This window comes from Streptomyces sp. 142MFCol3.1, assembly GCF_000424945.1.
Taxonomy (GTDB): domain Bacteria; phylum Actinomycetota; class Actinomycetes; order Streptomycetales; family Streptomycetaceae; genus Streptomyces; species Streptomyces siamensis.
The window spans coordinates 56825-81810 of record NZ_AUKV01000020.1; the positions used below are offsets into that span (position 1 = coordinate 56825).

The window sequence follows — 24986 nt, forward strand, 5'->3', positions numbered from 1 at the left end:
CGATGCTGCCCGGGAGTGGGGCTGGGACGCGCGACGGGCACCCCGGTGCCAGGGGTGCCCTTCATGCGTACGGCGAGTGCGTGGCGACGGCCGGCGGGTCGGCGCGGGTCACCGTGCACACGGGTGCCTCGCTCCTGGTGCCGCGGTGTCAGTCGCCCACGCCGGCGAGGTCGCGGAGGCGTCGGGCCTGCGCCGCCCGCTCGGCGACGCGCTGCTCCTCGTACGTCCGCTCCTGGGCACCGCGCAGCAGCGCCTTCGTCTCGACGACGGCGTCGCGCGGCGCGGCGAGCAGCGCGGCGGACAGGTCCCGTACCGCCTCGTCGAGCTGGCCGGCGGGCACGGCGAGATTGGCCAGTCCGGTGCGCTCGGCCTCGTCGGCCGTCACGAGCCGGCCCGTCGCGCAGATCTCGAGCGCACGGGCATAGCCCACCAGGCCCACCAGCGGATGCGTCCCCGTCAGGTCGGGGACGAGTCCCAGACTGGTCTCACGCATGGCGAACTGCACGTCGTCCGCGACGACACGCAGATCACAGGCGAGGGCGAGCTGGAACCCGGCACCGATCGCATGTCCCTGGACAGCGGCGATGGACACGATGTCGCTGCGTCGCCACCAGGTGAACGCTTCCTGGTACTCGGCGATGGTCGCGTCGAGCTCGGCGTCGGAGCCGCGCGCCAGATCGATGAACGACGGTTCCCCGTCGAACCCCTCCGGCGTGAAGGCCTGCCGGTCGAGCCCCGCGGAGAAGGACTTGCCCTCGGCGCGCAGGACGACCACCCGGACGGAGCCCGGCAGTGACCGGCCGGCCTGTGTCAACGCCCGCCACAGAGCAGGACTCTGGGCGTTGCGCTTGGCCGGGTTGGTCAGCGTCACCGTGGCGATCGCGTCGTCGACGGTGAGCCGTACGCCGTCCTTGTCGAGTACCGGGTCGAGCGAAGCCATGGGGCGCCTCCGATGGGTGCGGTCGGATCAGGTGCGTGCCCAGCGGAGACACACCTAAGTGACTGCACAGTAACCACCCGGCCGATCGTGCGACCGACCGGGTGGCCACCACCGAAGCCGATGGGGACGCCCGGCCTCAGGCCGAGGCGGCCTTCTTGCCCCTCGTCGCTCCGCCACGCCCTCGGAGCGTGACGCCCGACTCGCTGAGCATCCGGTGCACGAAGCCATACGAGCGGCCGGTCTCTTCGGCCAGCGCCCGGATGCTCGCACCGGAGTCGTACTTCTTCTTCAGGTCTGCCGCGAGCTTGTCGCGCGCGGCGCCGGTCACCCGGCTGCCCTTCTTCAGAGTCTCGGCCACCCGTGCCTCCTCATGGGAAGTGCGCTCTGGACTCTCATGATCACCCCTCCCGGGCGTCATGGCCACCCATTCGGCAAGGTCCGTAAGACAAGGTTTTGACGACAGGAGCCCGTCCCCACGAGTGGAATCTTTCATTCCGGCCGTCCCGTTCCGTACGCCCGAACGGGTTCTTCAGCGAAGTACCTGGTCAGCGACGCAAGACGGCCGAGACCTTGGGAACAAAGGGCTCGGCCGCAAAATCGATGTACGACACACCTCGGTACGAGGAGATCTCACACAGATGGTGGATCACGGATCGGCCGAATGATCCATACGCAGTGGATCAGTCATTCGATCAAGCGGGGCTGACCCGCCCGCCCGTGGCGGGGGCGGGCCGTGGCCGTGTCACAGGGGTCAGGCGAGGGCGACCAGGTCCGCGTAGTCGGCGCCCCACAGGTCCTCGACGCCGTCCGGCAGCAGGATGATCCGCTCCGGCTGGAGGGCCTCGACGGCACCCTCGTCGTGGGTGACGAGGACGACGGCGCCCTTGTAGGTGCGCAGCGCGCCGAGGATCTCCTCGCGGCTGGCCGGGTCGAGGTTGTTCGTCGGCTCGTCGAGCAGCAGCACGTTCGCCGAGGAGACCACGAGCGTCGCGAGGGCGAGACGGGTCTTCTCGCCGCCGGAGAGGACACCGGCCGGCTTGTCGACGTCGTCGCCTGAGAACAGGAACGAACCGAGCACCTTGCGGACCTCGACCAGGTCGAGGTCGGGGGCGGCGGAGCGCATGTTCTCCAGGACCGTGCGCTCCGGGTCGAGGGTCTCGTGCTCCTGCGCGTAGTAACCGAGCTTGAGGCCGTGGCCCTCGACGACCTTGCCGGTGTCGGGCTGCTCGGCGCCGCCGAGCAGCCGCAGCAGGGTTGTCTTGCCCGCGCCGTTGAGGCCGAGGATGACCACGCGCGAGCCCTTGTCGATGGCGAGGTCGACGTCGGTGAAGATCTCCAGCGAGCCGTACGACTTCGACAGCCCCTCGGCCATCAGCGGCGTCTTGCCGCAGGGCGCGGGCTCGGGGAAGCGCAGCTTGGCGACCTTGTCGGAGACGCGGACCGCCTCGAGGCCGGCGAGCAGCTTGTCGGCGCGCTTGGCCATGTTCTGCGCGGCCACCGTCTTGGTCGCCTTGGCGCGCATCTTGTCGGCCTGCGCGTTCAGCGCCGCGGCCTTCTTCTCGGCGTTCTGACGCTCGCGCTTGCGACGCTTCTCGTCGGCCTCGCGCTGCTGCTGGTAGAGCTTCCAGCCCATGTTGTAGACGTCGATCTGGGAGCGGTTGGCGTCGAGGTAGAAGACCTTGTTGACGACCGTCTCGACGAGGTCGACGTCGTGGGAGATCACGATGAAGCCGCCGCGGTACGTCTTCAGGTAGTCGCGCAGCCAGACGATCGAGTCGGCGTCGAGGTGGTTCGTCGGCTCGTCGAGCAGCAGGGTGTCGGCGTCCGAGAACAGGATGCGGGCCAGCTCGATACGGCGCCGCTGACCGCCGGAGAGCGTGTGCAGCGGCTGGCCGAGCACACGGTCGGGCAGGTTGAGCGCGGCGGCGATGGTGGCGGCCTCGGCCTCGGCGGAGTACCCGCCCTTGGTGAGGAACTCCGTCTCCTGGCGCTCGTACTGCCGCATGGCCTTGTCACGGGTGGCGCCGGCGCCGGTGGCGATCCGCTCCTCGTTCTGCCGCATCTTGCGGATCAGGGTGTCCAGGCCGCGCGCGGACAGGATGCGGTCGCGAGCGAGCACGTCGAGATCGCCGGTGCGCGGGTCCTGCGGCAGATAGCCGACCTCGCCGGAGCGGGTGACGGTGCCGCCGGCGGGGATGCCCTCCCCCGCGAGAACCTTGGTGAGGGTCGTCTTCCCCGCGCCGTTGCGGCCGACGAGACCGACGCGGTCGCCCTTGGCGATACGGAAGGTGGCGGACTCGATGAGGACACGGGCGCCGGCGCGCAGCTCGATGGCGGAGGCGGAGATCACGGACATGCTCCTGGGGCGGATGGGTGGCGGGATGGGCGGCTGAGGACGTTCCCGCCGTCTATTGCGCGAGGAGAATGGCCATGGGGCCAAGTCTAACGGGGCCGTGCAAGCGCTTTTTCTGCGTGCGGGTGCCCGGCGCTGTGATGCTCGCCCCTTCGTTCGCCGCCCAGGGGGGCGCGGTCGGCGGTGATCCTGCCCAGCTCGTCGACGGCGACGATCTCGCCGGTCCAGTCGTCCGCGGTGGCGCACGGCTGGGCGATCAGCAGGGCGCCGTCGTGGCGCACCGCGCGCGCGGGGGCGAAGGCGCAGCCCGGGCGGGCGGGCAGTACCCAGCGCAGGTCGCCGTCGGCGAGGCGGTAGGCGGCGACGCGCAGCGGGGTGACGACGGCGAGCACGCGGGGGCCGAGGACGCGCAGTACGCCCGCTCCCCCGCGGCCCGCGAGCCAAGGTGCGGCGTCGGGGAGCGCCCGGTGCCAGCGGACCGCGCGGCCGTCGTCCCGCACGGTCGCGGTGACCAGCCCGTCGTCCCAGAGGGCGATCGCGTCCCCGCGCGCGGGGAGCACGACGAGCGGCCGCCGCCCCTCGCGCGCGTAGGTCCAGCGAGGGTGCCCGGTCGCCACGTCGTACGCCTCCACCCTCGTCCCTCGCGCGCGCAGCGCGGGCCGCGGTCCGTGCTCCGCGCGCGCGTGGACGGTGAGGCGGTCCCCGAAGGGCGCGGAACGTGCCTTGTGGGCCGCCACGAGAAGCGGCACCGCCGGGAGGAACGCGAGGGCGACGGACAGGAACGCTCGGGCGGTGCGGCGCCGGGCGTCCCGGCGGGGCAGCCGCACGGCGCCGGGCGGGGCGGGGGGAGGGTCGGCGCGAGGAACCGGGGCGACCGGGAGGGTGGGCGGGGCCGGGGTCACCGGGATCGTGGGGGCGGGCGAGGTGTCCGGGGCCGTGGGCGGCGCGTCCGGTACACCGATGCGCGCGACGACCACCTTGACCCCCTCGCCCCGACGGCCACGTTCGGCGGCCCGCGCGGGGAGCACGGACCGTCCCGGGTGTTCCGACGGTCACGGACCGTCCCACGGGACAGGCGCAGAGCGTAGACGCGCGGGCGGCGGGAGGCCGCCGACACGACGGACGGGGGCGGGCGCGTAGCCCGTTCGGACGTCCGTCCGAATGGCCGGGCCTGCGGGGGCGTACGAGGATGGCGGCACGCAGAGACGTGCGGCAGAGGGTGGTGTGCGCATGCAGTTCGACGACGACGCCGACCTGGACACCTCCGAGGTCCAGGATGTGCGCGGCAGTCGAATCCCCGGCGGCAGAGCGACCGTCGGCGGCGGCGTCGCCGCGCTCATGGCCCTGATCCTCGGTCTGTTCTTCGGGGTCGGCCCCGACCAGCTCGGCCTGTCCTCGGGCGACGGCCAGCCGGACGCGACCGCCTCCTCCCTCGCGCAGGTCCAGCAGACCTGCAAGAAGGGAAGCGACGCGAACACCAAGGAGGACTGCCGCATGGTGGCGGTGGTCAACAGCGTCCAGGACTTCTGGACACAGGAGTTCGCACGCCGCAGCGGCACCTACACGCCCTCCCCGACGGTCTTCTTCACCGACAGGGTCGGCACGGCGTGCGGCACGGCCACGTCCGCCGTCGGGCCCTTCTACTGCCCGGGCGACCGGAAGGTCTACCTGGACCTCGGCTTCTTCGACGAACTGCGCGACAGGTTCGGCTCCAGCGGCGGCCCGTTCGCCCAGGCGTACGTGGTGGCGCACGAGTACGGGCACCACGTGCAGGACCTGATGGGCACGCTGGCCAAGGCACAGGACGGCGTGACCGGCGCGAACAGCAACTCGGTGCGCACTGAGCTGCAGGCCGACTGCTACGCCGGGGTGTGGGCGAGCCACGCGACGACCACGAAGGACCCGGCGACCGGCAAGGCGCTGCTGACCAGCCTCACGGACGCCGACATACGCGACGGCCTGGACGCGGCGGCGGCCGTCGGGGACGACCGGATCCAGGAGAGGTTCCAGGGCCGGGTGACCCCGGAGACCTGGACGCACGGCTCCTCCGAGCAACGGCAGCAGTGGTTCTACCGGGGCTTCAGCAGCGGCGACATGGCGCAGTGCAACACGTTCCGCTGAGCGGCCGTTCCCCCGGTCCGTACGCCCCGTCAGATCATGTGCTCCGGTGGCCTTCGCGCTCCGCCGGGTCGCACGTCCCGCCGGTCGCCGTCGCGGCGGCCCGCGATCGGCGGGGCGTTGTCAGTGACCGGTGCGAGACTGGGCGACAGGTCGAGAACCGGCGGCGGGACCAGAGGGAGTGATCGGCATGGCAGGTTTGGACGGCGGGCGCCCGAGCATCTACCCGACCCTGCTGTACGCGGACGCGAAAGCGGCCATCAGGCAGCTCACGGAGGCCTTCGGCTTCACCGAGGCGTCGGTGTACGAGAGCGAGGACGGCACGGTGATGCACGCCGAGCTGGTCCAGGGCCACGGCGCGGTGATGCTGGGGTCCAAGGGCCGCGGCGGAGCGTTCGACACCGCGATGAAGGCCGCCGGCCCGGCTGGGGTGTACGTGGTGGTGGACGACATCGACGCCCACCACCAGCAGGCCGTGGACCACGGCGCCGAGATCGTGATGCCCCCGACCGACCAGGACTACGGCTCCCGCGACTACATGGCCCGCGATCTGGAGGGCAACATCTGGAGCTTCGGCACCTACGCCCCGGAGACAGGGGCGTAGGACTCGAGGACCGGCTCGCGGGACGCGCCCGTCAGCTGCCTCCGGTGTGCACCTGGAAGGCCGCCCGGCGTACGGCCTTGGCGAGCGCCGGATCCGGGTGGGCGGCCGCGAGCGCGACCAGGACCTGCACCGTGCGCGGGTGTCCGACCGCGCGGACCGCGTCGAGCAGCGCGGGCACGGTCGGCTGCACGGCCGACTCCAAGTGCCGTACGAGGAGCGGGGCTTCGCCGTGATCGGCGACGGCGGCGGCGGTGTCCACCCACAGCCAGGTCGCCTCCTCCCGGGTGAGCACCTCGTGGGCGTCCTCGGGGTCGTGGCCGTCGTGCTCGGCCAGCCACAGCAGGGCGTACGGACGCAGCGGGGTCTCGCCGGCCACGGCACGTACATCGGGCTCGGCGGGGGCGCCGACGACGCGCAGGGCTTCGAAGGCGAGGCCGCGGGTCAGGGCGTCCTCGCCACGGGCGGCGTCGAGGAGTTCGGTGATCGCGCTGCCGACGGGACGGGCGGCGAGCCAGGCGCGGTACTCGGCCCGGGCGGCGTTCGGGCGCAGTTGGGCGCAGCCCCGGAGCATGTCCTCGGCGGACTGCTCGATGTTCCCGGCGGGGCTCTGCGCGGCGACGCAGATCTGCTCCAGCTTGACCCAGACCGCCCAGCTGCCGAGCGGGGTGAGGGTGGCCTGTCCGTCCCCGTAGGTGAGGGCGCCGACGGAGGCCAGGGCGTGCAGGGCCCAGTCGAGGAGGGGGGCGAGTTCCGCGTCCGCGATCCCGGGGCCCTCCGGTGCGGCCTCGGGCCGGGGGCCGTAGGAGACCTCGCAGCGTGCGGTGCGCAGTTCCGTGACGCGCTGCTCCAGCAGGTCGAGGAGTTGTTCCATCGGGACGGGCCCGGCGGAGAGCTGGAGGAAGGAGAGCACCTGGGGCATCGCGGAGACGACCTCGGCGACGGCGGCGGGTTCGCGGTCCTCGGGCTCCGGGTGGGCGAGCGACCAGGCGTCGAAGAGGGCGACCCAGCCGCGCAGGACGGCGCTGTCGTCGCGGTCCCAGGCGCGCAGCCGCCATCCCGGGCGGGCACTGTCGCCGTGCACCTCGACGAGGCCCGCGAGGCGTGCCGTGTCCCAGTCCGCGCGGACCTGAGCGGTGCTCAGCCCGAGGTCGGCGGCAGCCCGTTCGGCGGTGGCCTCGGACAAGGTGCCCTTGCCGTCGGGGGTTCCGCCGTCACGGCCCGGGCGCAGGGCGGCGTCCGCCCAGCGGGCGACACGGGCCGCGCCGGCCAGGCGGGTGCGCGCCATGCTGGCCAGCTCCGCGGGCGGGGGCGTGCCCTCGGGCGGCCGCGGGGCGGGGCGGCGCGTGCGGCGCTGTGTCACCGCTCGGGGGGCGGCGGCCAGGGGCCGTGGGCTGACGAGTCGGAGCCTGGAGTCGCGCGGATTACGGGACGTCACGGGTGCAGTCTTCCGGTTGACGGTCCGAAAACCCAAACGGAATGCCACGGAGGGCGACGGGGGTGCTCGCGGGGCGGGGCTCCGGGGGCTCTTCACAGGCGGGCACGGGCCGTCGCGGGAGTCGTCCGACACCGAACCGGAAGCGGGTGCGCGGCTTCGCCGGAGAGGTTCCCGCGAAGCGGCGACAGAGCCGGCCCAGGGCTACATCAAGGGGGTGAGGAACCGGCGCAGCGCCTCCTCGTAGGTCTCCGGGTCGGCGTTCCACATGGCGCCGTGCGGGGCCTGCGGGACGGTGTGCAGGGTGACCAGGTCGGGGCGGCGCTGGGCGAAGCGGCGCGAGGGTCCCCAGGGGGCGATGGTGTCGTCCGGCCCGTGCACCAGCAGGGTGGGCACCTTCAGGTGGTCGGGATGCGCGCCGTCCAGCCGCTCGTCACGCAGCCCCGTGCGGCCCTGGGCGGCGCGCACCGCGAGGGGCAGCAGGGCGCCCGGCGTGTGGCGGGCCGTGGCGAGGGCGCGCAGCGTGGCCTTCCAGTCGAGGACCGGCGAGTCAAGGACGATCCCGGAGATCCGCTCGCGCAGGGCGGAGCGCGTGGCGGCGAGCAGGGCCATGGTGGCGCCGGTGGACCACCCGTACAGCACGACCTGTTCGGCGCCGTACCGCACGGCGTAGCGGATGGCGGCGTCGAGGTCGCGCCACTCCGTCTCGCCGAGGTGGCTCAGCCCGTCCTGGGAGCGGGGGGCGCCGAGGTCGCCGCGGTAGGCGATGTCGAGCACCGGGAAGTGGTAGCGGTTCAGGAACTCCATGACGTTCATGGGGTGCTCGCGGGTGGTGCCCAGGCCGTGCACGGCGATCACCCACGTGTCGCGGACCGCGGGCACGAACCAGGCGGGCAGCGCGCCGAGTTCGCCGGGGACGTCGACGTCGGCGGTCTCCAGGCCGAGGGCGGAGCTCGGGTCGCCGATGTGCAGGTTGGGGGTGAGCCACACCTTGTCGCCGGGCTCCAGGGCGCCGTGGGTGACGCGCTCCAGACGGCGGACGACCGTGTCGGCGGGGTGGGGCGTGCCGCGCAGGACCGGGCCGACGACCGCGTGGGAGCCGTTGCCTGCGAGGCCGTAGGTGCCCGGACGCAGTGAGGCCAGATCACGGGTGAGCGTGATCCCGCCGGCCGTCGTGGCGTGCACGGTGAGCCGGGGTTCGGTGGGCAGGGGCCGGCCGGGTGACGCCTTCAGTGCGGCGTCGCTGGCGAACCGGCCGGCCGCCACGGAGGCTGCGCCCGCGGCGATGGCTACGGTGACGGCTGCGGCCGTCGCTTTGACAGTGCGCACGGGTTCAGTCTCCCGGGGGAGCCCGTGGTCGGCCAGTGGGAGCGCGGGGCACGCCCGAGGACCGGGGGGGCCTTCCGTGGGTCTGGGCGCGCCGGGCTCGGCACCACCGGGGTGGTCCGTCCCGGTCGGGCGCCGCGTCGGTGGGAGGGAATCTCTCCCCCGGTCGGGCAGGCACGCCGCACCCGTGCCGGACCAGCGGTGGTCCGTCCCGGACGAGCGCCACAGCGGCTGGAGGGCGCCTCTCCCCTGGCCGAGGCGGGCGGGACTCCACCCGTGCCCGGGCTCGTCACCACCGGACGGTCCGTCGTGGCCGGGCGCCCCGGCGGCGGGACAGGCACCCCCGGCCGGGCGCCCCGGCGGCGGGACAAGCACCCCCGGCCGAGCGCCCCGGCGGCGGGACAAGCACCCCCGGCCGAGCGCCGCGGCGGCGGGACAAGCACCCCCGACCGGGCGCCCCGGCGGCGGGACAAGCACCCCCGACCGCGGATGGCCGGTCCTGCGCGACCCCCGGGTCCGGAGTCGGCCGGAGGAGTGACGGTGGCGGTCGGGGCTACGGTTTCTGGCCGTAGGTCTTCAGGTGTTCGCCCGCCCGGGTCACCTGGGCCGGGGTCAGCAGGTTCGGGGTGAGGCCGGGGACCGACGCGGCGAGGAGCCAGACGCGGGACATCCACTCCAGCTGGGCCGTGCGGTCGTACGCCTGGGACAGGGACGCGCCGTGGGCGACGGTGCCGTGGTTCTGGAGGAGGCAGGCGGTGCGGCCGTCGAGGGCCCCGAGCATGTTCTCGGCCAACTCCGCGGTGCCGTACGTCGCGTACGGGGCGACACGGACCGGTCCGCCGAGGGCGCCGGCCATGTAGTGGATCAGCGGGAGCTCGGGGACGAGCGTCGAGACGGCCGTCGCGTGGGCCGCGTGGGTGTGGACGACGGCGACGGCGTCCGTCGCGCGGTAGACCGCGAGATGCATCGGCAGTTCGCTCGTCGGCAGCAGCGAACCGAGCACCTGCCGCCCGTCGAGGCCGACGCCGACGACGTCCTCGGGCGCGAGACGGTCGTACGGCACTCCCGTCGGCGTGACCAGGACGGTGTCGCCGACGCGGACCGACACGTTGCCCGACGTTCCGACGACCAGTCCGTCGGCCACCGTCCGACGGGCCGTCGCCACGAGCTCCTCCCAGGCCCGCGCCACCGCGTCCCCCACGTCCCTCGCGTCCCGCGCACCCGCGGCCTGTGCTTCCTCCCGCACGTCCCGTGCGTCCCGCCGCTGTTCAGCCATGCCGCGATCCTGCCAGCAGGTGACCTCGACGCGTCGCGGGCGAGGGCACTTTAGGCCGGAGCCCACGCCTCCGTAAGGGCACATATGGGCACGGATCACCCTCCGAGGTGGATTGGCCGGTGATCGACGTCCGGTCGCCGATCTTCCAGTAGCCTCTGGGGGATTTGTCGCACACGTCGCCATTCCGGGGGGAAATATGGCCCGTGATCACAAACCATTCCATCGCCATGTCCGCACCACGGCCGCGACGGCCGTCGTGGCGGCGCTCACCGCGGCGGGCACCGCCCTCACCGCGCTCCCGGCGGGCGCTGCGGGAAAACCCGAGGGGCACGACGTCTCCTCTCACCAGAAGAACGTCGACTGGCGGAGCGCCAAGGCGAAGGGTGCCCGGTTCGTCTACGTCAAGGCGACGGAGTCCCACACCTACCGCAATCCCTACTTCGGCCGGCAGTACAACGGCGCGCGCAACGCGGGCATCCTCCGCGGCGCCTACCACTTCGCGGTGCCGGACAAGTCCTCCGGCACCACCCAGGCCGCGTACTTCGTGCGCAACGGCGGCGCCTGGCGCGCGGACGGCTGGACGCTGCCGCCCGCGCTGGACATCGAGTACAACCCGTACGGCAAGCGCAAGTGCTACGGCCTGAGCAAGGCCGGGATGGTGAGCTGGATCAAGGCGTTCAGCGACGAGGTCAAGCGGCGGACCGGCCGCCGCCCGGTGATCTACACGACCACGCACTGGTGGAACACCTGCACCGGCGCCAGCCGGGCCTTCGGCGCGAACCACGCCCTGTGGCTGGCGCGCTACGACTCCGCGGATGCCGGCACCCTGCCCGCCGGCTGGTCGTACTGGACGTTCTGGCAGTACGACAACAGCGGCAGCCTGCCGGGTGACCAAAATCTCTTCAATGGGTCCATGTCCGGACTCAAGAGGCTCACCCGAGGCTAGACACTGGTAGCGGATCCCGATATTCCGCCTGCGTTCGAGGAGCGGGGGTCCCCTCCGGCGTAAACGGAGGGACATCCCACCGATTGAGACACCCCCCGGTCCGCCTCAGTTCATCTTCCGTTCACCCAGGTTGCTTACGGTCCACATGCCACTGACGTCCAACAGAAGCCTGGGTAAATGGAACACATCACGCTCCTCCTCGGAATCGTGATCGTCACCGCTCTCGTGTTCGATTTCACGAACGGTTTCCACGACACTGCCAACGCGATGGCGACGACCATCTCGACCGGCGCTCTCAAGCCCAAGACGGCGGTGGCCATGTCCGCCGTGCTGAATCTCGTCGGTGCGTTCCTCTCGGTGGAGGTCGCCAAGACGATCTCCGGCGGAATCATCAACGAAGAGGGCATACGCACCGAAGTGATCTTCGCGGCGCTCGTCGGCGCCATCCTGTGGAATCTGCTGACCTGGCTCCTGGGTCTGCCCTCCAGTTCCTCCCACGCACTCTTCGGCGGCCTCATCGGTGCCGCCGTCATGTCGGCGGGCTGGTCGTCGGTGAACGGTTCGACCGTCGTCACCAAGGTGCTCATCCCCGCGGTGGCCGCGCCGATCGTGGCCGGAATCGCCGCCATGCTGGCCACCCGGCTGACCTACCGCATCGGCGGTCGCGTCGAGGAGAAGGCGACCGCCAAGGGCTACCGCGCCGGCCAGATAGCCTCCGCCGGCCTGGTCTCCCTCGCCCACGGCACGAACGACGCTCAGAAGACGATGGGCATCATCACCCTGGCCCTGGTCACCGGCGGCGTCATCGCCCCCGGCTCGAACCCTCCCACCTGGGTCATCGTCTCGGCCGGTATGGCCATCGCGCTCGGCACCTACCTGGGCGGCTGGCGCATCATCCGCACGATGGGCAAGGGCCTCACCGACCTCGCGCCGCCGCAGGGCTTCGCCGCCCAGACCAGCGCCGCGACGGCCATCCTGGCCTCCTCGCACATCGGCTTCTCCCTCTCCACCACCCAGGTGTGCTCCGGCGCCGTGATGGGCTCGGGCCTCGGCCGCAAGGGCGGTGTGGTCCGCTGGTCGACCGCGACCCGCATGTTCGTGGCCTGGGGTCTGACCCTGCCGGCCGCGGGTCTGGCCGGTGCCTCCGCCGAGTTCCTGACCAAGCAGGGCACCTGGGGCATCGTCCTCACGGGCGTGCTGCTGGTCGCCGGCGCCGGCGCCATCTGGACGCTGTCGCGACGCCAGCCGGTCACCGTCCACAACGTGAACGACGTCGACGCCGAGCCCGCGGGCGTCGTCACCACGGCGATGGCCGCCGTCGCCGTGCCGCCGGCCGGCCCGGTCACCGCGGCCGACACCGAGCTCAAGGCCACCATCCCGGTGCCGGACCCCGGCCCCTCCGCCGAGCCCACCCGCCCGGCCACGGTGTAAGGAACGAACAGCATGAACATCGACTGGGCAGCCCTCGGCTCCGTCTTCGGAGTCAGCCTCGGGGCGACCGTGGCACTCGTCGGCCTCTTCACCCTCGGCATCGTCGGCCTCTCCAAGCGCGAGTCGGCGTCCGTCCGGGGCGACTCGGCGGCCCTCGCGGTCACCGGCGCGTACGCCTGCTTCGCGGCCTGCGCGGCGGCAGTGGCGTACGGGATCTTCATCATCGTCTCCTGACACAGGCGACGCTCTGCCGCACGACGGGCGGGTACGGGACATGGCGTCCCGTACCCGCCCGTCGTCGTGCCGGGGCCCGGGGGCGCGCGAGGACTGCGGGCGGTCGCGCCCGGCGGGATGCGTCCCAGGTCGCCGGAAGGCGGGCCGCGGGCCTGCGCAACGGCCCCGGGACACGGTGCAATTCGGTCTTGGCGGGCAGCCGGGCGTGGTGGCGGTGTGGGGCTCAGCACACTCTCTCCTCGCAGGTCAACAGCAAGTTGACGGCTGTTCTCGCCCCGTGGTGGACTGCCGGAGCCAAGTACGGCGGCAAGAGAGGAAGCCGGTGCAAGTCCGGCGCGGTCCCGCCACTGTCACCGGGGAAGAGATGTCCCGGGAGCCAGGAACTCTCACCGCCGGTCTCGTCGAACCAGGGCGTGGACACCCTGAGTGAGGACATGTCGCCATGCACGGCTGCCCAAGTGCTCTGCGCAGGACGCTAACGACGGTTGAGACCGACCTGACGGCCGGCTGAACCGATGCGTGCCGATCGCGTCTTCGCGTACGGCGCCGCCGCCGGCCTTCTCGGCGACCTGCTGCTCGGTGATCCTCGCCGGGGGCACCCGGTCGCCGTGTTCGGGCGGGCCGCGGGCGCCGTGGAACGGGTGTTGTGGCGGGACGACCGCGGACGGGGTGCGCTGCACACCGCCGTGTGCGTGGGCGGTGCCACCGCCCTCGCCGCCCTCGCCCACCGTGCCGTCCGGCCCTCCCCCGCCGCTTCCGTCGCGCTGACCGCCGCGGCCACCTGGGCCGTCGTCGGCGGCACCACACTCGGCCGTGAGGCGCGGGCGATCGGCTCGGCGCTCGCCGCGGGCGACGTGGAGGCGGCCCGGGAACGGCTGCCGCACCTGTGCGGGCGCGACCCCCAGGCGCTGGACGCCGACGGGATCGCGCGGGCCGTCGTCGAGTCCGTCGCCGAGAACACCTCCGACGCCGTGGTGGGAGCCCTGGTGTGGGGGGCCGTCGGCGGAGCCCCCGGTCTGGTCGCCTTCCGCGCCGTGAACACGCTCGACGCGATGGTCGGGCACAAGTCGCCCAAGTACCGGCGGTACGGCTGGGCCTCCGCGCGGCTCGACGACGTCGCGGGCTGGCCGGGGGCGCGGCTGACCGCCGTTCTCGCGACCGTCGCCGGTGGCGCCCCGCGCGGCGCCGCCCACGCCTGGCGCACGGACGCCCACAAGCATCCGAGTCCCAACGCCGGTCCGGTGGAGGCCTCGTTCGCGGGGGCGCTCGGGGTGCGGCTCGGCGGGACGCTCTCGTACGCGGGCCGGGTCGAGCACCGGCCCGTCCTCAACGGCAACGGCCGCGCGGTGGCCGTCGCCGACATCGAACGGGCCGTACGGCTGTCGCGTCGCGTGGGTTGGCTGGCGCTGGGCGCGTGCGCCGTCGCGCGCACGCTCCTCGGGCGCGTCGCCGCGCGGCGACGAGGGGCCGGGGCATGACCGGGGAGGGGTACGCCATGGATGCCGGAGCGCGCGAAGGAGCCTTGTCATGAGCGGCGGACTGCTGATCGCCGGAACGACCTCCGACGCCGGCAAGAGCGTCGTCACCGCCGGGATCTGCCGGTGGCTGGTGCGACGGGGCGTCAAGGTCGCGCCGTTCAAGGCGCAGAACATGTCCCTCAACTCGTTCGTCACCCGTGAGGGCGCCGAGATCGGGCGCGCGCAGGCCATGCAGGCGCAGGCCGCACGCGTGGAGCCGACCGCGCTCATGAACCCCGTGCTGCTCAAGCCGGGCAGCGACCGGAGCAGTCAGGTCGTGCTCATGGGCAGGCCCGTGGGCGAGATGAGCGCGCGCGGCTACCACGGGGGCCGCCAACAGGCGCTCCTCGGCACGGTCCTGGACTGTCTGGCCGAGTTGCGGGGCACGTATGACGCGGTGATCTGTGAGGGGGCCGGCAGTCCTGCCGAGATCAATCTGCGGCGCACCGACATCGTGAACATGGGCATCGCCCGCAATGCGGGGCTGCCCGTGCTCGTCGTCGGCGACATCGACCGCGGCGGTGTGTTCGCCTCCTTCTTCGGGACGGTCGCGCTGCTGTCGCGCGAGGACCAGGCGCTCGTCGCCGGGTTCCTCGTCAACAAGTTCCGCGGTGATGTCTCGCTGCTGGATCCCGGTCTCGACATGCTGAAGGACCTCACCGGGCGGCCCTCCTACGGTGTGCTTCCGTTCCGGCACGGCCTCGGCATCGACGAGGAGGACGGGCTGCGGGTGTCGCTGCGCGGGGCGGTCCGCGAGTCGGGGGTCAGCGCCCCTGTCGGCGAGGACGTTCTGCGGGTCGCCGTCTGCGCGGTCCCGCTCATGTCGAACTTCACGGACGTCGACGCGCTGGCCGCCGAACCGGGCGTGGTCGTGCGGTTCGTGGACCGGGCCGAGGAACTCGCCGACGCCGACCTGGTCGTGGTGCCCGGGACGCGGGGGACCGTGAAGGCGCTGGAGTGGCTGCGCGAGCGCGGACTCGCCGACGCGCTGCTGCGCCGGGCCGCCGAGGGGCGGCCCACGCTCGGCATCTGCGGCGGCTTCCAGTTGCTGGGCGAGCACATCGAGGACGGCGTGGAGAGCCGCGCCGGTCACGTCGACGGGCTCGGACTGCTGCCGGTGCGGGTGCGGTTCGCGCACGAGAAGACCCTGACCAGACCGGTCGGCGAGGCCCTGGGCGAACGGGTCGAGGGGTACGAGATCCACCACGGTGTCGCCCATGTCACCGGTGGGGAAGCCTTCTTGGACGGATGCCGGGTCGGCTCCGTGTGGGGCACCCACTGGCACGGTTCGCTGGAGTCGGACGGATTCCGGCGGGCCTTCCTGCGCGAGGTGGCCGCCGCCGCGGGCCGCCGCTTCGTGCCGGCCGCGGACACGTCGTTCGCGGCGCTGCGCGAGGAGCAGCTGGACCGGCTCGGCGATCTGATCGAGGAACACGCGGACACGGACGCGCTGTTGCGGCTCATCGAGTCGGGCGCGCCGCAAGGACTGCCTTTCATTCCACCGGGAGCGCCCGCATGAGCACAGTGTTGTTGTTGTCGACCGCCGACACGGATCTGCTGGCGGCCCGTGCCTCCGGTGCCCCGTACCGGATCGGCAATCCGACCCGGGTGGACGTCGTGGCGGAGCTGCCCGCCCTTCTCGACGGCGCGGACGTCGCCGTCGTACGGCTGCTGGGCGGAAAGCGCGCCTGGGAGGAGGGTCTGGCCGTGCTGAGGGCGTCGGGTGTGCCGACCGTCCTGCTCGGCGGCGAGTCCGTGCCCGACGCCGAGTTGATGGCCGAGTCGTCGGTGCCCGCCGGTGTGGTCGCGGAGGCGCTGCGCTATCTGGTGGAGGGTGGCCCGGCCAACCTCACCGAACTGGCGCGGTTCCTCTCCGACACCGTGCTGCTCACCGGGGAGGGCTTCGAGGAGCCGCAGCGGACGGCCGAGTTCGGTGTGCACGGCGAGCGCGTGGCCGCCGAGGGCCGTCCCACGGTCGGCGTGCTGTTCTACCGGGCCCACGAGCTGTCCGGCAACACCGCGTTCGTGGACACGCTGTGCGACGCGATCGAGGCGCGGGGCGCCAACGCGCTGCCGGTGTTCTGCGGTTCGCTGCGCGGCGCGGACCCGGGCCTGTACGAGATCCTCGGCAGGGCCGACGCGCTGGTCGCCACCGTGCTCGCGGCGGGCGGCACGCACGCCTCGCAGGCGTCCGCGGGCGGCGACGAGGAGGCGTGGGACATCGGCGCGCTCGCCGACCTGGACGTGCCCGTCCTCCAGGGGCTGTGCCTGACCTCCTCGCGGAGCGCCTGGGACGCCTCGGACGCCGCCCTGTCCCCCATGGACGCGGCGATGCAGGTCGCCATCCCGGAGTTCGACGGGCGGCTGATCACGGTGCCGTTCTCCTTCAAGGAGCAAGGCCCAGACGACGTCCCGGTGTACGTCGCCGACCCCGAGCGGGCGGCGCGGGTCGCCGGGATCGCGGTGCGGCACGCCCGGCTCAGGCACAAGCCGAACGGGGAGAAGAAGCTCGCGCTGGTCTTCACCGCCTACCCGACCAAGCACTCGCGGGTCGGCAACGCGGTCGGCCTGGACACGCCCGCCTCGGCGGTGCGGGTCCTGGACGCACTGCGGGGCGCGGGGTACTCGCTGACCGAATACCCCGACGACGGCGACGAGTTGATCCACCGGCTGATCGAGGCGGGCGGTCACGACGTCGAGTGGCTCACCGAGGACCAGCTGGCCGCCGCTCCCGCGCGGGTGCCGCTCGCCGACTACCGGGCCTGGTTCGACGAGCTCGACCCGGGGCTGCGGGAGGCCATGCTGCAGGCGTGGGGCGAGCCGCCGGGCAGCCTGTACGTCGACGGGGACGAGATCGTGCTCGCCTCCCTGCAGTTCGGGAACGTCGTCGTGATGATCCAGCCGCCGCGCGGCTTCGGCGAGAACCCGATCGCGATCTACCACGACCCCGACATGCCGCCCTCCCACCACTACATGGCGGCCTACCGGTGGCTGGAGAACAGCTTCGGCGCCGACGCGATCGTCCACATGGGCAAGCACGGCACGATGGAGTGGCTGCCGGGCAAGGGCCTCGGCCTCAGCGGGGGTTGCGCGCCGGACGCCGTGCTCGGCGAGCTGCCGCTGATCTACCCGTTCATCGTCAACGACCCCGGCGAGGGCACCCAGGCCAAGCGCCGCGGGCACGCCACCGTCGTCGACCACCTCGTGCCGCCGATGGCGCGTGCGGACACCTACGGCGACCTGGCCAAGCTGGAGCAGCTGCTCGACGAGTACGCGCTCGTCTGCGACCTGGACCCGACGAAGGCCCCGGCGGTGCGCGCGCAGATCTGGACGCTGGTCAAGGCGGCCGAGCTGCACCACGACCTGCACGTCGCCGAGCAACCGGGCGACGACGACTTCGACGAGTTCGTCATGCACATCGACGGCTATCTGTGCGAGATCAAGGACGTACAGATCCGGGACGGCCTGCACGTCCTCGGTGGCGGTCCCGAGGCCGAGCCGCGCGTGAACCTGGTGCTGGCCGTGCTGCGCGCCTCGCAGGTGTGGGGCGGCACGGCGAACGCCCTGCCGGGCCTGCGGGCCTGCCTGGCCGCACACTTCGGCCTGGTCGAGAAGGAGTTGCTCGCCGAGCCGGGCGCGCCGGTCAAGGTGCCGGACGGGCTGACCGACCTGGTCGCCGGGCCCTCCCGGACGGGGGCGGACGCGATCGACCTGCTGGAGCAGCTGTGCCGGCGGATCGCGGAGGGCATGGAGGAGCGCGGCTGGGCGGTCGCCGAGGGCCCGGGCCTCGTCCGGGAGGTCCTCGGCACCGAACTGCCCGACGCGGTGGCCGTGCTGGAGTTCGCCTGCCGTGAGGTGGTGCCGCGGCTCGCCCGGACGACGGACGAGATCGGACACATCCTCAAGGCGCTGGACGGGGGTTACGTGCCGGCGGGGCCCTCGGGTTCGCCGACGCGCGGACTGGTCAACGTCCTGCCGACGGGCCGGAACTTCTACTCCGTCGACCCCAAGGCGATCCCGTCCAGGCTGAGCTGGGAGGTCGGGCAGTCCCTCGCGGACTCCCTCGTGCAGCGCTACCTCCAGGACACGGGCGCGTACCCGACCTCCGTCGGGCTCACCGTGTGGGGCACCTCGGCGATGCGCACCCAGGGCGACGACATCGCGGAGATCCTCGCGCTGCTGGGCTGCCGTCCGGTCTGGGACGACGCCTCGCGCCGGGTCACCGGCTTCGAGATCGTGCCCCTGGAGGAGCTCGGCCGGCCGCGCATCGACGTGACGGTCCGTATCTCCGGCTTCTTCCGGGACGCGTTCCCGCACGTCGTCGGGCTGATCGACGACGCGGTGCGGGCGGTGGCCGAGCTGGACGAGTCCGCCGGGCAGAACTTCGTGAAGGCGCACGCGGACGAGGACACCGCCGAGCACGGGGACCGGCGGCGGGCGACCGCCCGGGTCTTCGGCTCCAAGCCGGGCGCCTACGGCGCCGGTCTGCTGCCGCTCATCGACGCCCGCAACTGGCGCTCGGACGCCGACCTCGCCGAGGTGTACGCGGTGTGGGGCGGTTACGCGTACGGGCGCGGGCTCGACGGGCGGGCGGCGCGCGGGGACATGGAGACCGCGTTCCGGCGGATCGCGGTGGCCGCGAAGAACGTCGACACCCGCGAGCACGACCTCGTGGACGCCGACGACTACTTCCAGTACCACGGCGGCATGGTCGCCATGGTGCGGCATCTGACGGGAGCCTCCCCCGAGGCGTACGTCGGCGACTCGGCCGTCCCGGACCAGGTGAAGACCCGCACCCTCGGCGAGGAGACCCACCGCGTCTTCCGCGCCCGGGTGGTCAACCCCCGCTGGATGGCGGCGATGCGCCGCCACGGCTACAAGGGCGCCTTCGAGATGGCGGCGACGGTCGACTACCTCTTCGGCTACGACGCCACCGCCGGGGTCGTGGACGACTGGATGTACGAGAAGCTCAGCGCGGAGTACGTCTTCGACGCCGAGAACCGTGACTTCATGAAGAAGTCCAACCCGTGGGCGCTGCGCGGCATCACCGAACGGCTCCTGGAGGCCGCCGACCGTGGGCTGTGGGCCGAGCCGGACGCCGACACGATCGAAGAGCTGCGCGCCACCTATCTGGAGCTCGAAGGCGACTTGGAGGGCGACGAGAAGTGAGTACCCCGTTCCCGTTCACGGCCGTCGTCGGCCAGGACGACCTGCGGCTCGCGCTGCTGCTGAACGCCGTGTCGCCCGCGGTGGGCGGCGTGCTGGTGCGCGGCGAGAAGGGCACCGCCAAGTCCACGGCCGTGCGCGCCCTTTCGGCCCTGATGCCGGTGGTGGACGTCGTCTCCGGATGCCGGTTCTCCTGCGACCCGGCGGCCCCCGACCCGGCGTGCCCGGACGGGCCCCATGGGCCGGGGGCGTCCGAGTCGCGTCCGGCCCGCATGGTGGAGCTTCCGGTCGGCGCCTCCGAGGACCGGCTGGTCGGCGCGCTCGACATCGAGCGGGCGCTCGCCGAGGGCGTGAAGGCCTTCGAGCCGGGCCTGCTGGCCGACGCGCACCGCGGCATCCTGTACGTCGACGAGGTCAACCTGCTCCACGACCATCTGGTCGACCTGCTGCTGGACGCTGCGGCGATGGGCGCCTCCTACGTGGAGCGCGAGGGCGTCTCGGTGCGGCACGCGGCCCGCTTCCTGCTGGTCGGGACGATGAACCCGGAAGAGGGCGAGCTGCGGCCGCAGTTGCTCGACCGGTTCGGGCTGACCGTCGAGGTCGCGGCGTCCCGGGAGCCCGACCAGCGCGTCGAGGTGGTCCGGCGCAGGCTCGCCCACGACGACGACCCGGAGGCCTTCGCCGCGCGCTGGGCCGACGAGGAGGCCGCGGTACGGGCCCGGATCGTGGCCGCGCGCGCCCTGCTGCCGTCGGTGCGGCTCGGCGACGGGGCGCTGCGGCAGATCGCGGCGACCTGCGCGGCCTTCGAGGTGGACGGCATGCGGGCGGACATCGTCATGGCGCGGACCGCGACGGCGCTCGCAGCGTGGGCGGGGCGCACCGAGGTGCTCGCCGAGGACGTGCGTCAGGCGGCGCTGCTGGCGCTGCCGCACCGGCGGCGCCGCAACCCCTTCGACGCGCCCGGGCTGGACGAGGACAAGCTCGACGAGACGCTGGAGGAGTTCGGCGGTCAGGACACGGACCAGGGCGACGACGATCCGGACCCCGGGCCGGACGGACCCGGTGGCGGTGGGCAGCCGGCGCCGGACGAGGGTCCGGCCGGCGGCGACACGGCCGCCCGCCCCGAGTCGGGGGAGGGCGGGGAGCCGCAGGCATCCGGGGCGGGCGAGCAGTCGCCGGTGCGGGCCGCCAAGCCGTTCCGCACGAAGACGCTGAGCGTTCCCGGGCTCGGCGAGGGCGCGGCCGGGCGGCGTTCGCGCGCGCGGACCGAGCACGGCCGCACGACCGGGTCGCGGCGGCCCCGGGGCGCCCTGACCAAGCTGCACCTGGCGGCGACCGTACGGGCGGCGGCGCCGCACCAGCGGGTGCGCGGGCGCTCCGGGCCCGGTCTGGTCGTCCGGCGCGACGATCTGCGGCAGGCGACGCGGGAGGGCCGCGAGGGGAACCTCGTCCTCTTCGTGGTGGACGCCTCCGGTTCGATGGCGGCCCGGCAGCGGATGAGCGCGGTGAAGGGTGCCGTGCTGTCGCTGCTCCTCGACGCGTACCAGCGGCGGGACAAGGTGGGGCTGGTGACCTTCCGCGGGTCGGCCGCCGAGGTGGCGCTGCCGCCCACGTCGTCGGTGGACGCGGCGGCGGCGCGGCTGGAGTCGCTGCCCACCGGCGGGCGCACGCCGCTCGCCGCGGGGCTGCTCAGGGCGCACGAGGTGCTGCGGGTCGAGCGGCTGCGGGACGCGGCACGGCGTCCGCTGGTCGTCGTGGTGACGGACGGACGAGCCACGGACACAGGGGCGGCGCGAAGCGCCTCGGGCCGGGGTGGCGGCCGGGCGACGGGTGGGACGGAGCCGGTCGCGCTCGCGGGGCGTGCGGCGCGGCTGTTCGCGGCCGACGGGATCGCGTCCGTGGTCGTCGACTGCGAGACAGGGCCGGTACGGCTGGGCCTCGCCGGGCACCTCGCGGGTGAGCTGGCCGGTACGGCGGTGACGCTGGACGAGCTGCGGGCGGACTCGATCGCCGGGCTGGTCAGGGAAGTTCAGGGCGACAGGAGGGCCGCGTAATGCCGCAGGGACAGCCGAACGTGGTGCCGGACGACGGTCTGACGACACGTCAGCGGCGCAACCGTCCGCTGGTCGTGGTGCACACGGGCGTCGGCAAGGGCAAGTCCACGGCCGCGTTCGGGCTCGCGCTGCGCGCCTGGAACCAGGGGTGGCCCATCGGGGTGTTCCAGTTCGTCAAGTCGGCGAAGTGGAAGGTCGGCGAGGAGAACGCGCTCAAGGTGCTCGGCGCCTGTGGCGAGGGCGGGACCGTCGACTGGCACAAGATGGGCGAGGGCTGGTCGTGGGTCCAGCGCGACGAGCAGCTGGACAACGAGGAGAAGGCCCGGGAGGGCTGGGAGCAGGTCAAGCGGGACCTGGCCGCCGAGACGTACCGGCTGTACGTGCTCGACGAGTTCGCGTATCCGATGCACTGGGGCTGGGTCGACACCGACGAGGTCGTCGACGTGCTCCGGAACCGGCCGGGGACCCAGCACGTGGTGATCACCGGGCGGAACGCGCCGGAGAAGCTAGTGGACTTCGCGGACCTGGTGACCGACATGTCCAAGGTGAAGCACCCCATGGACGCCGGTCAGAAGGGCCAGAGGGGCATCGAGTGGTGATGTCCGTCCCACGGCTGGTCGTCGCCGCGCCCTCCTCGGGCAGCGGCAAGACCACCGTTGCCACGGGGCTGATGGCGGCGTTCGCCGCGCGGGGGCTCGCCGTGTCCCCGCACAAGGTGGGGCCGGACTACATCGATCCCGGATATCACGCGCTCGCCACCGGGCGCGTGGGACGGAATCTCGACGCGTACCTGTGCGGGCCGGAGCTCGTGGCGCCGTTGTTCGCGCACGGTGCGCGCGGCTGCGACCTGGCGGTCGTCGAGGGCGTGATGGGTCTGTACGACGGGGCCGCCGGGGAGGGCGAACTGGCGTCCACCGCGCAGGTCGCGAAGCTGCTCAGGGCGCCGGTCGTGCTCGTCGTGGACGCCTCGTCGCAGTCGCGGTCGGTGGCCGCGCTGGTGCACGGTTTCGCGTCCTGGGACCCCGAGGTGCGGGTCGCCGGGGTCGTCCTGAACAAGGTCGGCTCCGACCGGCACGAGGCGCTGCTGCGCGACGCGCTGGACTCGGCGGGCGTGCCCGTGCTCGGTGTGCTGCGCCGCGCCCCGCAGGTGGACACGCCGTCGCGGCACCTCGGGCTGGTGCCCGTCGCCGAGCGGCGGTCCGCCGCCGTTCAGGCCGTGGCGGCCATGGCCGCTCAGGTGGCCGAGGGGTGCGACCTGGAGGCCCTGGCCGCGCTGGCGCGGGGCGCCGGGGCGCTGCCGGTCGCCGCGTGGGATCCGGCCGAGGCCGTGGCCGGTCCTCTCCCGCAGCCCTGGCCCGGCCCGTCTGCGGCGACCGGGCCCGCGGACCCCTCGGGGCTGCCCGGACGCTCCCGCCCCCGCGCGGCGGACGGGCCGCGGCCGAGGATCGCCGTCGCGGGTGGCGCCGCGTTCACCTTCTCCTACGCCGAGCACGGTGAGCTGCTGACCGCCGCCGGGGCCGAGGTCGTCACCTTCGACCCGCTGCACGACGAGCAACTGCCGGACGGCATCACGGGGCTGGTCGTCGGCGGTGGTTTCCCCGAGGTGTACGCGGCCGAGCTGTCCGCCAACGAGCCGCTGCGCAAGGCCGTCGCGGAGCTGGCGCTGAGCGGTGCTCCCGTCGCCGCCGAGTGCGCCGGCCTGCTCTACCTGTGCCGTGAGCTCGACGGGCGGCCCATGTGCGGGGTGCTCGACGCCACGGCGCGCATGACGGAACGGCTGACGCTGGGCTACCGCGATGCCGTCGCCGTGTCCGACAGTGTGCTCGCCGCGGCCGGTACACGGATGCGCGGGCACGAGTTCCACCGGACCGTCGTCGACCCCGGCGCCGGGGCGGCTCCCGCCTGGGGTGTGCGCGCCCCTGAGCGGCGGCTCGAAGGTTTCGTACAACAAGGTGTGCACGCGAGTTATCTGCACACGCACTGGGCGTCCGAGCCCGGTGTCGCCCGTCGGTTCGTGGAGAGGTGCCTGACGTCATGAGCAGCAAGCTGATCGGAGTCGGGGTCGGCCCCGGTGACCCCGAGCTGGTGACCGTCAAGGGTGTCAACGCCCTGCGCGCCGCCGAGGTCGTCGTCGTACCCGTCATGGCCGCGCCGGACGGTCAGGACGGCGGCGAGCCCGGACGTGCGGAGGCGACCGTGCTGCACTACGTGCCCGGGGAGAAGGTCGTGCGGGTCGTGTTCGCGCTCAACGAGCGGACCGACCGGGCACGCCGCGAGGCCGCCTGGGACGCCGCCGGCGGCCGGGTCGCGGAGCTCCTCACCCGGCACGCCACGGTGGCGTTCGCGACCATCGGCGACCCCAACGTGTATTCGACGTTCACCTATCTCGCTCGGACGATCGGCGAGCTCGTGCCGGGGACGGTGATCGAGACCGTGCCCGGGATCACCGCCATGCAGGACCTCGCCGCACGGTCGGGCGCGGTGCTGACCGAAGGGACCGAGCCGCTGGTGCTGGTCCCGGTGACGGCGGGGGCCACCGTGCTGAAGGACGCCCTCGGCGGACCGGGGACCGTGGTCGCGTACAAGTTCGGGCGGCAGGCGCGGGAGGTGGCCGAGGCGCTGCGCGAGACCGGCCGGATCGACGACGCCGTGTGGGGTTCCGCGCTCGGCCTGGAGGGCGAGTCCATCCGCTCCGCGGCCGAACTGGACGGCGCGGCCCTCCCCTACCTGTCGACGCTCATCGCGCCCGCGCGACGTGACGGCACCCGCGGCGGAAAACTGTGAACCGCCCGGCCTCAGCCCGCGATACCGACCACCAGCCAGATGAAGCCCACGCCCGCGACCGTGCACAGCAGGGTCGAGCGGGCCGGGTGCTCGTGGTGCGCCTCGGGAAGGATCTCCGCGGCGGCGAGGTAGAGCAGGACACCGCCGAAGAGCCCGAGATAGCAGCCGAGCACCTGCTCCGGGATGGTGAAGAAGAGCGTGGAGGCCGCGCCGGCCACGGGGGCGCAGGCGTCCGCGACGAGCATCGTGATCGCCTTGTGGCGGGCGTTTCCGTACAGGCTCGTGATCGTGTACGTGTTGAAGCCGTCCGCGAAGTCGTGCGCGACCACCGCGAGGGCGACCGCGAGACCCATCCCGCCGCCGATCTGGAAGGCCGCGCCGATCGCGACGCCGTCCATCGCGCTGTGACCGACCATCGCCGCGGCGGCCGTCAGGCCCACCTCGGGCGCGCGTCCGCCGTCCTCCTCGCCGCCGTGCGCGGCCTGACGATGGGCAAGCAGCCGCTCCACCAGGTGCGCCAGCAGGAATCCCGCGACGAACAGCAGCAGCGCGGACGGTACGCCGAAGACCTCCTCGCCCGCTGCCTGGAGCGCCTCGGGCAGCAGGTCCAGGCCGACCACGCCGAGCATCAGCCCGCCGGCCAGGCCCAGGACCAGGTGGCGGCGGTCGGTCACACGCTGTGCCGTCCAGCCGCCGGCCAGCGTCATCAGGAACGCGCCGAGCGCTACGAGGACCGCCATACGCCCTTGCTATCCGATCAACCCCCGTTCGCGCACGTCCGACGGCGGATCGTCCGCTGACTTTT

Annotated in this window: 20 protein-coding genes and 1 riboswitch; of the genes, 12 read left to right on the forward strand and 8 right to left on the reverse strand. The window is 73.2% G+C overall.

All coding sequences use genetic code 11. The annotated features are described in order from the left end of the window. Positions 1–148: 148 nt before the first annotated feature. From H305_RS0127775 to H305_RS47205, 4 genes are all read right to left on the reverse strand, one after another. Complete coding sequence (locus H305_RS0127775; protein ID WP_028803321.1) at positions 149–940, reverse strand: enoyl-CoA hydratase/isomerase family protein; 792 nt, start codon at positions 938–940, stop codon at positions 149–151. A 136-nt stretch (positions 941–1076) separates the two neighbouring features. Beyond that, on the reverse strand, positions 1077–1298 hold the full coding sequence (locus tag H305_RS0127780) for a helix-turn-helix domain-containing protein (RefSeq protein WP_006123601.1): 222 nt from the start codon (positions 1296–1298) through the stop codon (positions 1077–1079). Between the two features lie 393 nt (positions 1299–1691). Continuing rightward, on the reverse strand, positions 1692–3290 hold the full coding sequence (locus H305_RS0127785; protein WP_028803322.1) for an ABC-F family ATP-binding cassette domain-containing protein: 1599 nt from the start codon (positions 3288–3290) through the stop codon (positions 1692–1694). A 92-nt stretch (positions 3291–3382) separates the two neighbouring features. Then, on the reverse strand, positions 3383–4321 hold the full coding sequence (locus H305_RS47205; RefSeq protein WP_063611361.1) for a PQQ-binding-like beta-propeller repeat protein: 939 nt from the start codon (positions 4319–4321) through the stop codon (positions 3383–3385). Between the two features lie 202 nt (positions 4322–4523). On the opposite strand from H305_RS47205, the gene H305_RS0127795 reads away from it, so the two are divergent. Together H305_RS0127795 and H305_RS0127800 are read left to right on the forward strand one after the other, a co-directional pair. Next, a complete protein-coding gene (locus H305_RS0127795; protein WP_028803323.1) occupies positions 4524–5414 on the forward strand; it encodes a neutral zinc metallopeptidase in 891 nt (296 codons plus the stop codon). A 187-nt stretch (positions 5415–5601) separates the two neighbouring features. Continuing rightward, the gene (locus H305_RS0127800) at positions 5602–6015 is read left to right on the forward strand and encodes a VOC family protein (protein ID WP_037765583.1); all 414 of its coding nucleotides are present in this window, start codon (positions 5602–5604) and stop codon (positions 6013–6015) included. A gap of 31 nt (positions 6016–6046) precedes the next feature. Here H305_RS0127800 and H305_RS0127805 read toward each other — a convergent pair whose 3' ends face one another. From H305_RS0127805 to H305_RS0127815, 3 genes are all read right to left on the reverse strand, one after another. Next, on the reverse strand, positions 6047–7450 hold the full coding sequence (locus H305_RS0127805; RefSeq protein WP_078629277.1) for a hypothetical protein: 1404 nt from the start codon (positions 7448–7450) through the stop codon (positions 6047–6049). Between the two features lie 201 nt (positions 7451–7651). After that, complete coding sequence (locus tag H305_RS0127810; RefSeq protein ID WP_028803326.1) at positions 7652–8776, reverse strand: alpha/beta hydrolase; 1125 nt, start codon at positions 8774–8776, stop codon at positions 7652–7654. Between the two features lie 550 nt (positions 8777–9326). Then, positions 9327–10049, reverse strand: a complete 723-nt coding sequence (locus H305_RS0127815; protein ID WP_028803327.1) for a class II aldolase/adducin family protein — start codon at positions 10047–10049, stop codon at positions 9327–9329. A gap of 196 nt (positions 10050–10245) precedes the next feature. Between H305_RS0127815 and H305_RS0127820 the strand changes: the two genes are divergently transcribed. The 10 genes from H305_RS0127820 to cobI all read left to right on the forward strand — a co-directional run bounded on the left by H305_RS0127820 (position 10246) and on the right by cobI (position 24181). After that, positions 10246–10995, forward strand: a complete 750-nt coding sequence (locus H305_RS0127820) for a lysozyme (RefSeq protein WP_028803328.1) — start codon at positions 10246–10248, stop codon at positions 10993–10995. Between the two features lie 177 nt (positions 10996–11172). After that, positions 11173–12426, forward strand: coding sequence for an inorganic phosphate transporter (locus H305_RS0127825; protein ID WP_028803329.1), 1254 nt, complete (start codon positions 11173–11175; stop codon positions 12424–12426). A gap of 12 nt (positions 12427–12438) precedes the next feature. Next, positions 12439–12660 (forward strand): hypothetical protein, encoded by a 222-nt coding sequence (locus H305_RS0127830; protein ID WP_028803330.1) that lies wholly within the window; start codon positions 12439–12441, stop codon positions 12658–12660. Between the two features lie 263 nt (positions 12661–12923). Further along, positions 12924–13067: riboswitch (cobalamin riboswitch) on the forward strand. 108 nt (positions 13068–13175) lie between these two features. Beyond that, positions 13176–14138: a cobalamin biosynthesis protein gene (locus H305_RS0127835; RefSeq protein WP_028803331.1), complete on the forward strand. Its 963-nt coding sequence runs from the start codon at positions 13176–13178 to the stop codon at positions 14136–14138. Between the two features lie 49 nt (positions 14139–14187). Beyond that, entirely contained in the window at positions 14188–15696 is a 1509-nt protein-coding gene (locus H305_RS0127840) for a cobyric acid synthase (protein WP_028803332.1), read from the forward strand. Beyond that, positions 15693–19346, forward strand: a complete 3654-nt coding sequence (gene cobN / locus H305_RS0127845; RefSeq protein WP_028803333.1) for a cobaltochelatase subunit CobN — start codon at positions 15693–15695, stop codon at positions 19344–19346. The genes H305_RS0127840 and cobN overlap by 4 nt, the downstream gene beginning before the upstream one ends. Then, positions 19343–21397 (forward strand): putative cobaltochelatase, encoded by a 2055-nt coding sequence (locus H305_RS0127850; protein WP_028803334.1) that lies wholly within the window; start codon positions 19343–19345, stop codon positions 21395–21397. Before cobN ends, H305_RS0127850 begins: the two co-directional genes overlap by 4 nt. Next, positions 21397–21996, forward strand: coding sequence for a cob(I)yrinic acid a,c-diamide adenosyltransferase (gene cobO / locus H305_RS0127855; RefSeq protein ID WP_028803335.1), 600 nt, complete (start codon positions 21397–21399; stop codon positions 21994–21996). Before H305_RS0127850 ends, cobO begins: the two co-directional genes overlap by 1 nt. After that, on the forward strand, positions 21996–23435 hold the full coding sequence (locus tag H305_RS0127860) for a cobyrinate a,c-diamide synthase (protein WP_107440115.1): 1440 nt from the start codon (positions 21996–21998) through the stop codon (positions 23433–23435). The genes cobO and H305_RS0127860 overlap by 1 nt, the downstream gene beginning before the upstream one ends. Next, positions 23432–24181 (forward strand): precorrin-2 C(20)-methyltransferase, encoded by a 750-nt coding sequence (gene cobI, locus H305_RS0127865; RefSeq protein ID WP_028803337.1) that lies wholly within the window; start codon positions 23432–23434, stop codon positions 24179–24181. Before H305_RS0127860 ends, cobI begins: the two co-directional genes overlap by 4 nt. 11 nt (positions 24182–24192) lie before the next feature. Here the strand turns inward: cobI and H305_RS0127870 are convergent, their stop codons facing one another. Beyond that, the gene (locus H305_RS0127870; protein ID WP_028803338.1) at positions 24193–24921 is read right to left on the reverse strand and encodes a ZIP family metal transporter; all 729 of its coding nucleotides are present in this window, start codon (positions 24919–24921) and stop codon (positions 24193–24195) included. Positions 24922–24986 lie beyond the last annotated feature (65 nt).

Coding starts and splice junctions, on each gene's coding strand:
- H305_RS0127775 (WP_028803321.1), bottom strand. CDS start 940: ATGGCTTCGCTCGACCCGGTACTCGACAAGGACGGCGTACGGCTCACC.
- H305_RS0127795 (WP_028803323.1), top strand. CDS start 4,524: ATGCAGTTCGACGACGACGCCGACCTGGACACCTCCGAGGTCCAGGAT.
- H305_RS0127800 (WP_037765583.1), top strand. CDS start 5,602: ATGGCAGGTTTGGACGGCGGGCGCCCGAGCATCTACCCGACCCTGCTG.
- H305_RS0127815 (WP_028803327.1), bottom strand. CDS start 10,049: ATGGCTGAACAGCGGCGGGACGCACGGGACGTGCGGGAGGAAGCACAG.
- H305_RS0127820 (WP_028803328.1), top strand. CDS start 10,246: ATGGCCCGTGATCACAAACCATTCCATCGCCATGTCCGCACCACGGCC.
- H305_RS0127825 (WP_028803329.1), top strand. CDS start 11,173: ATGGAACACATCACGCTCCTCCTCGGAATCGTGATCGTCACCGCTCTC.
- H305_RS0127830 (WP_028803330.1), top strand. CDS start 12,439: ATGAACATCGACTGGGCAGCCCTCGGCTCCGTCTTCGGAGTCAGCCTC.
- H305_RS0127835 (WP_028803331.1), top strand. CDS start 13,176: ATGCGTGCCGATCGCGTCTTCGCGTACGGCGCCGCCGCCGGCCTTCTC.
- H305_RS0127840 (WP_028803332.1), top strand. CDS start 14,188: ATGAGCGGCGGACTGCTGATCGCCGGAACGACCTCCGACGCCGGCAAG.
- cobN (WP_028803333.1), top strand. CDS start 15,693: ATGAGCACAGTGTTGTTGTTGTCGACCGCCGACACGGATCTGCTGGCG.
- cobO (WP_028803335.1), top strand. CDS start 21,397: ATGCCGCAGGGACAGCCGAACGTGGTGCCGGACGACGGTCTGACGACA.
- H305_RS0127860 (WP_107440115.1), top strand. CDS start 21,996: ATGTCCGTCCCACGGCTGGTCGTCGCCGCGCCCTCCTCGGGCAGCGGC.
- cobI (WP_028803337.1), top strand. CDS start 23,432: ATGAGCAGCAAGCTGATCGGAGTCGGGGTCGGCCCCGGTGACCCCGAG.
- H305_RS0127870 (WP_028803338.1), bottom strand. CDS start 24,921: ATGGCGGTCCTCGTAGCGCTCGGCGCGTTCCTGATGACGCTGGCCGGC.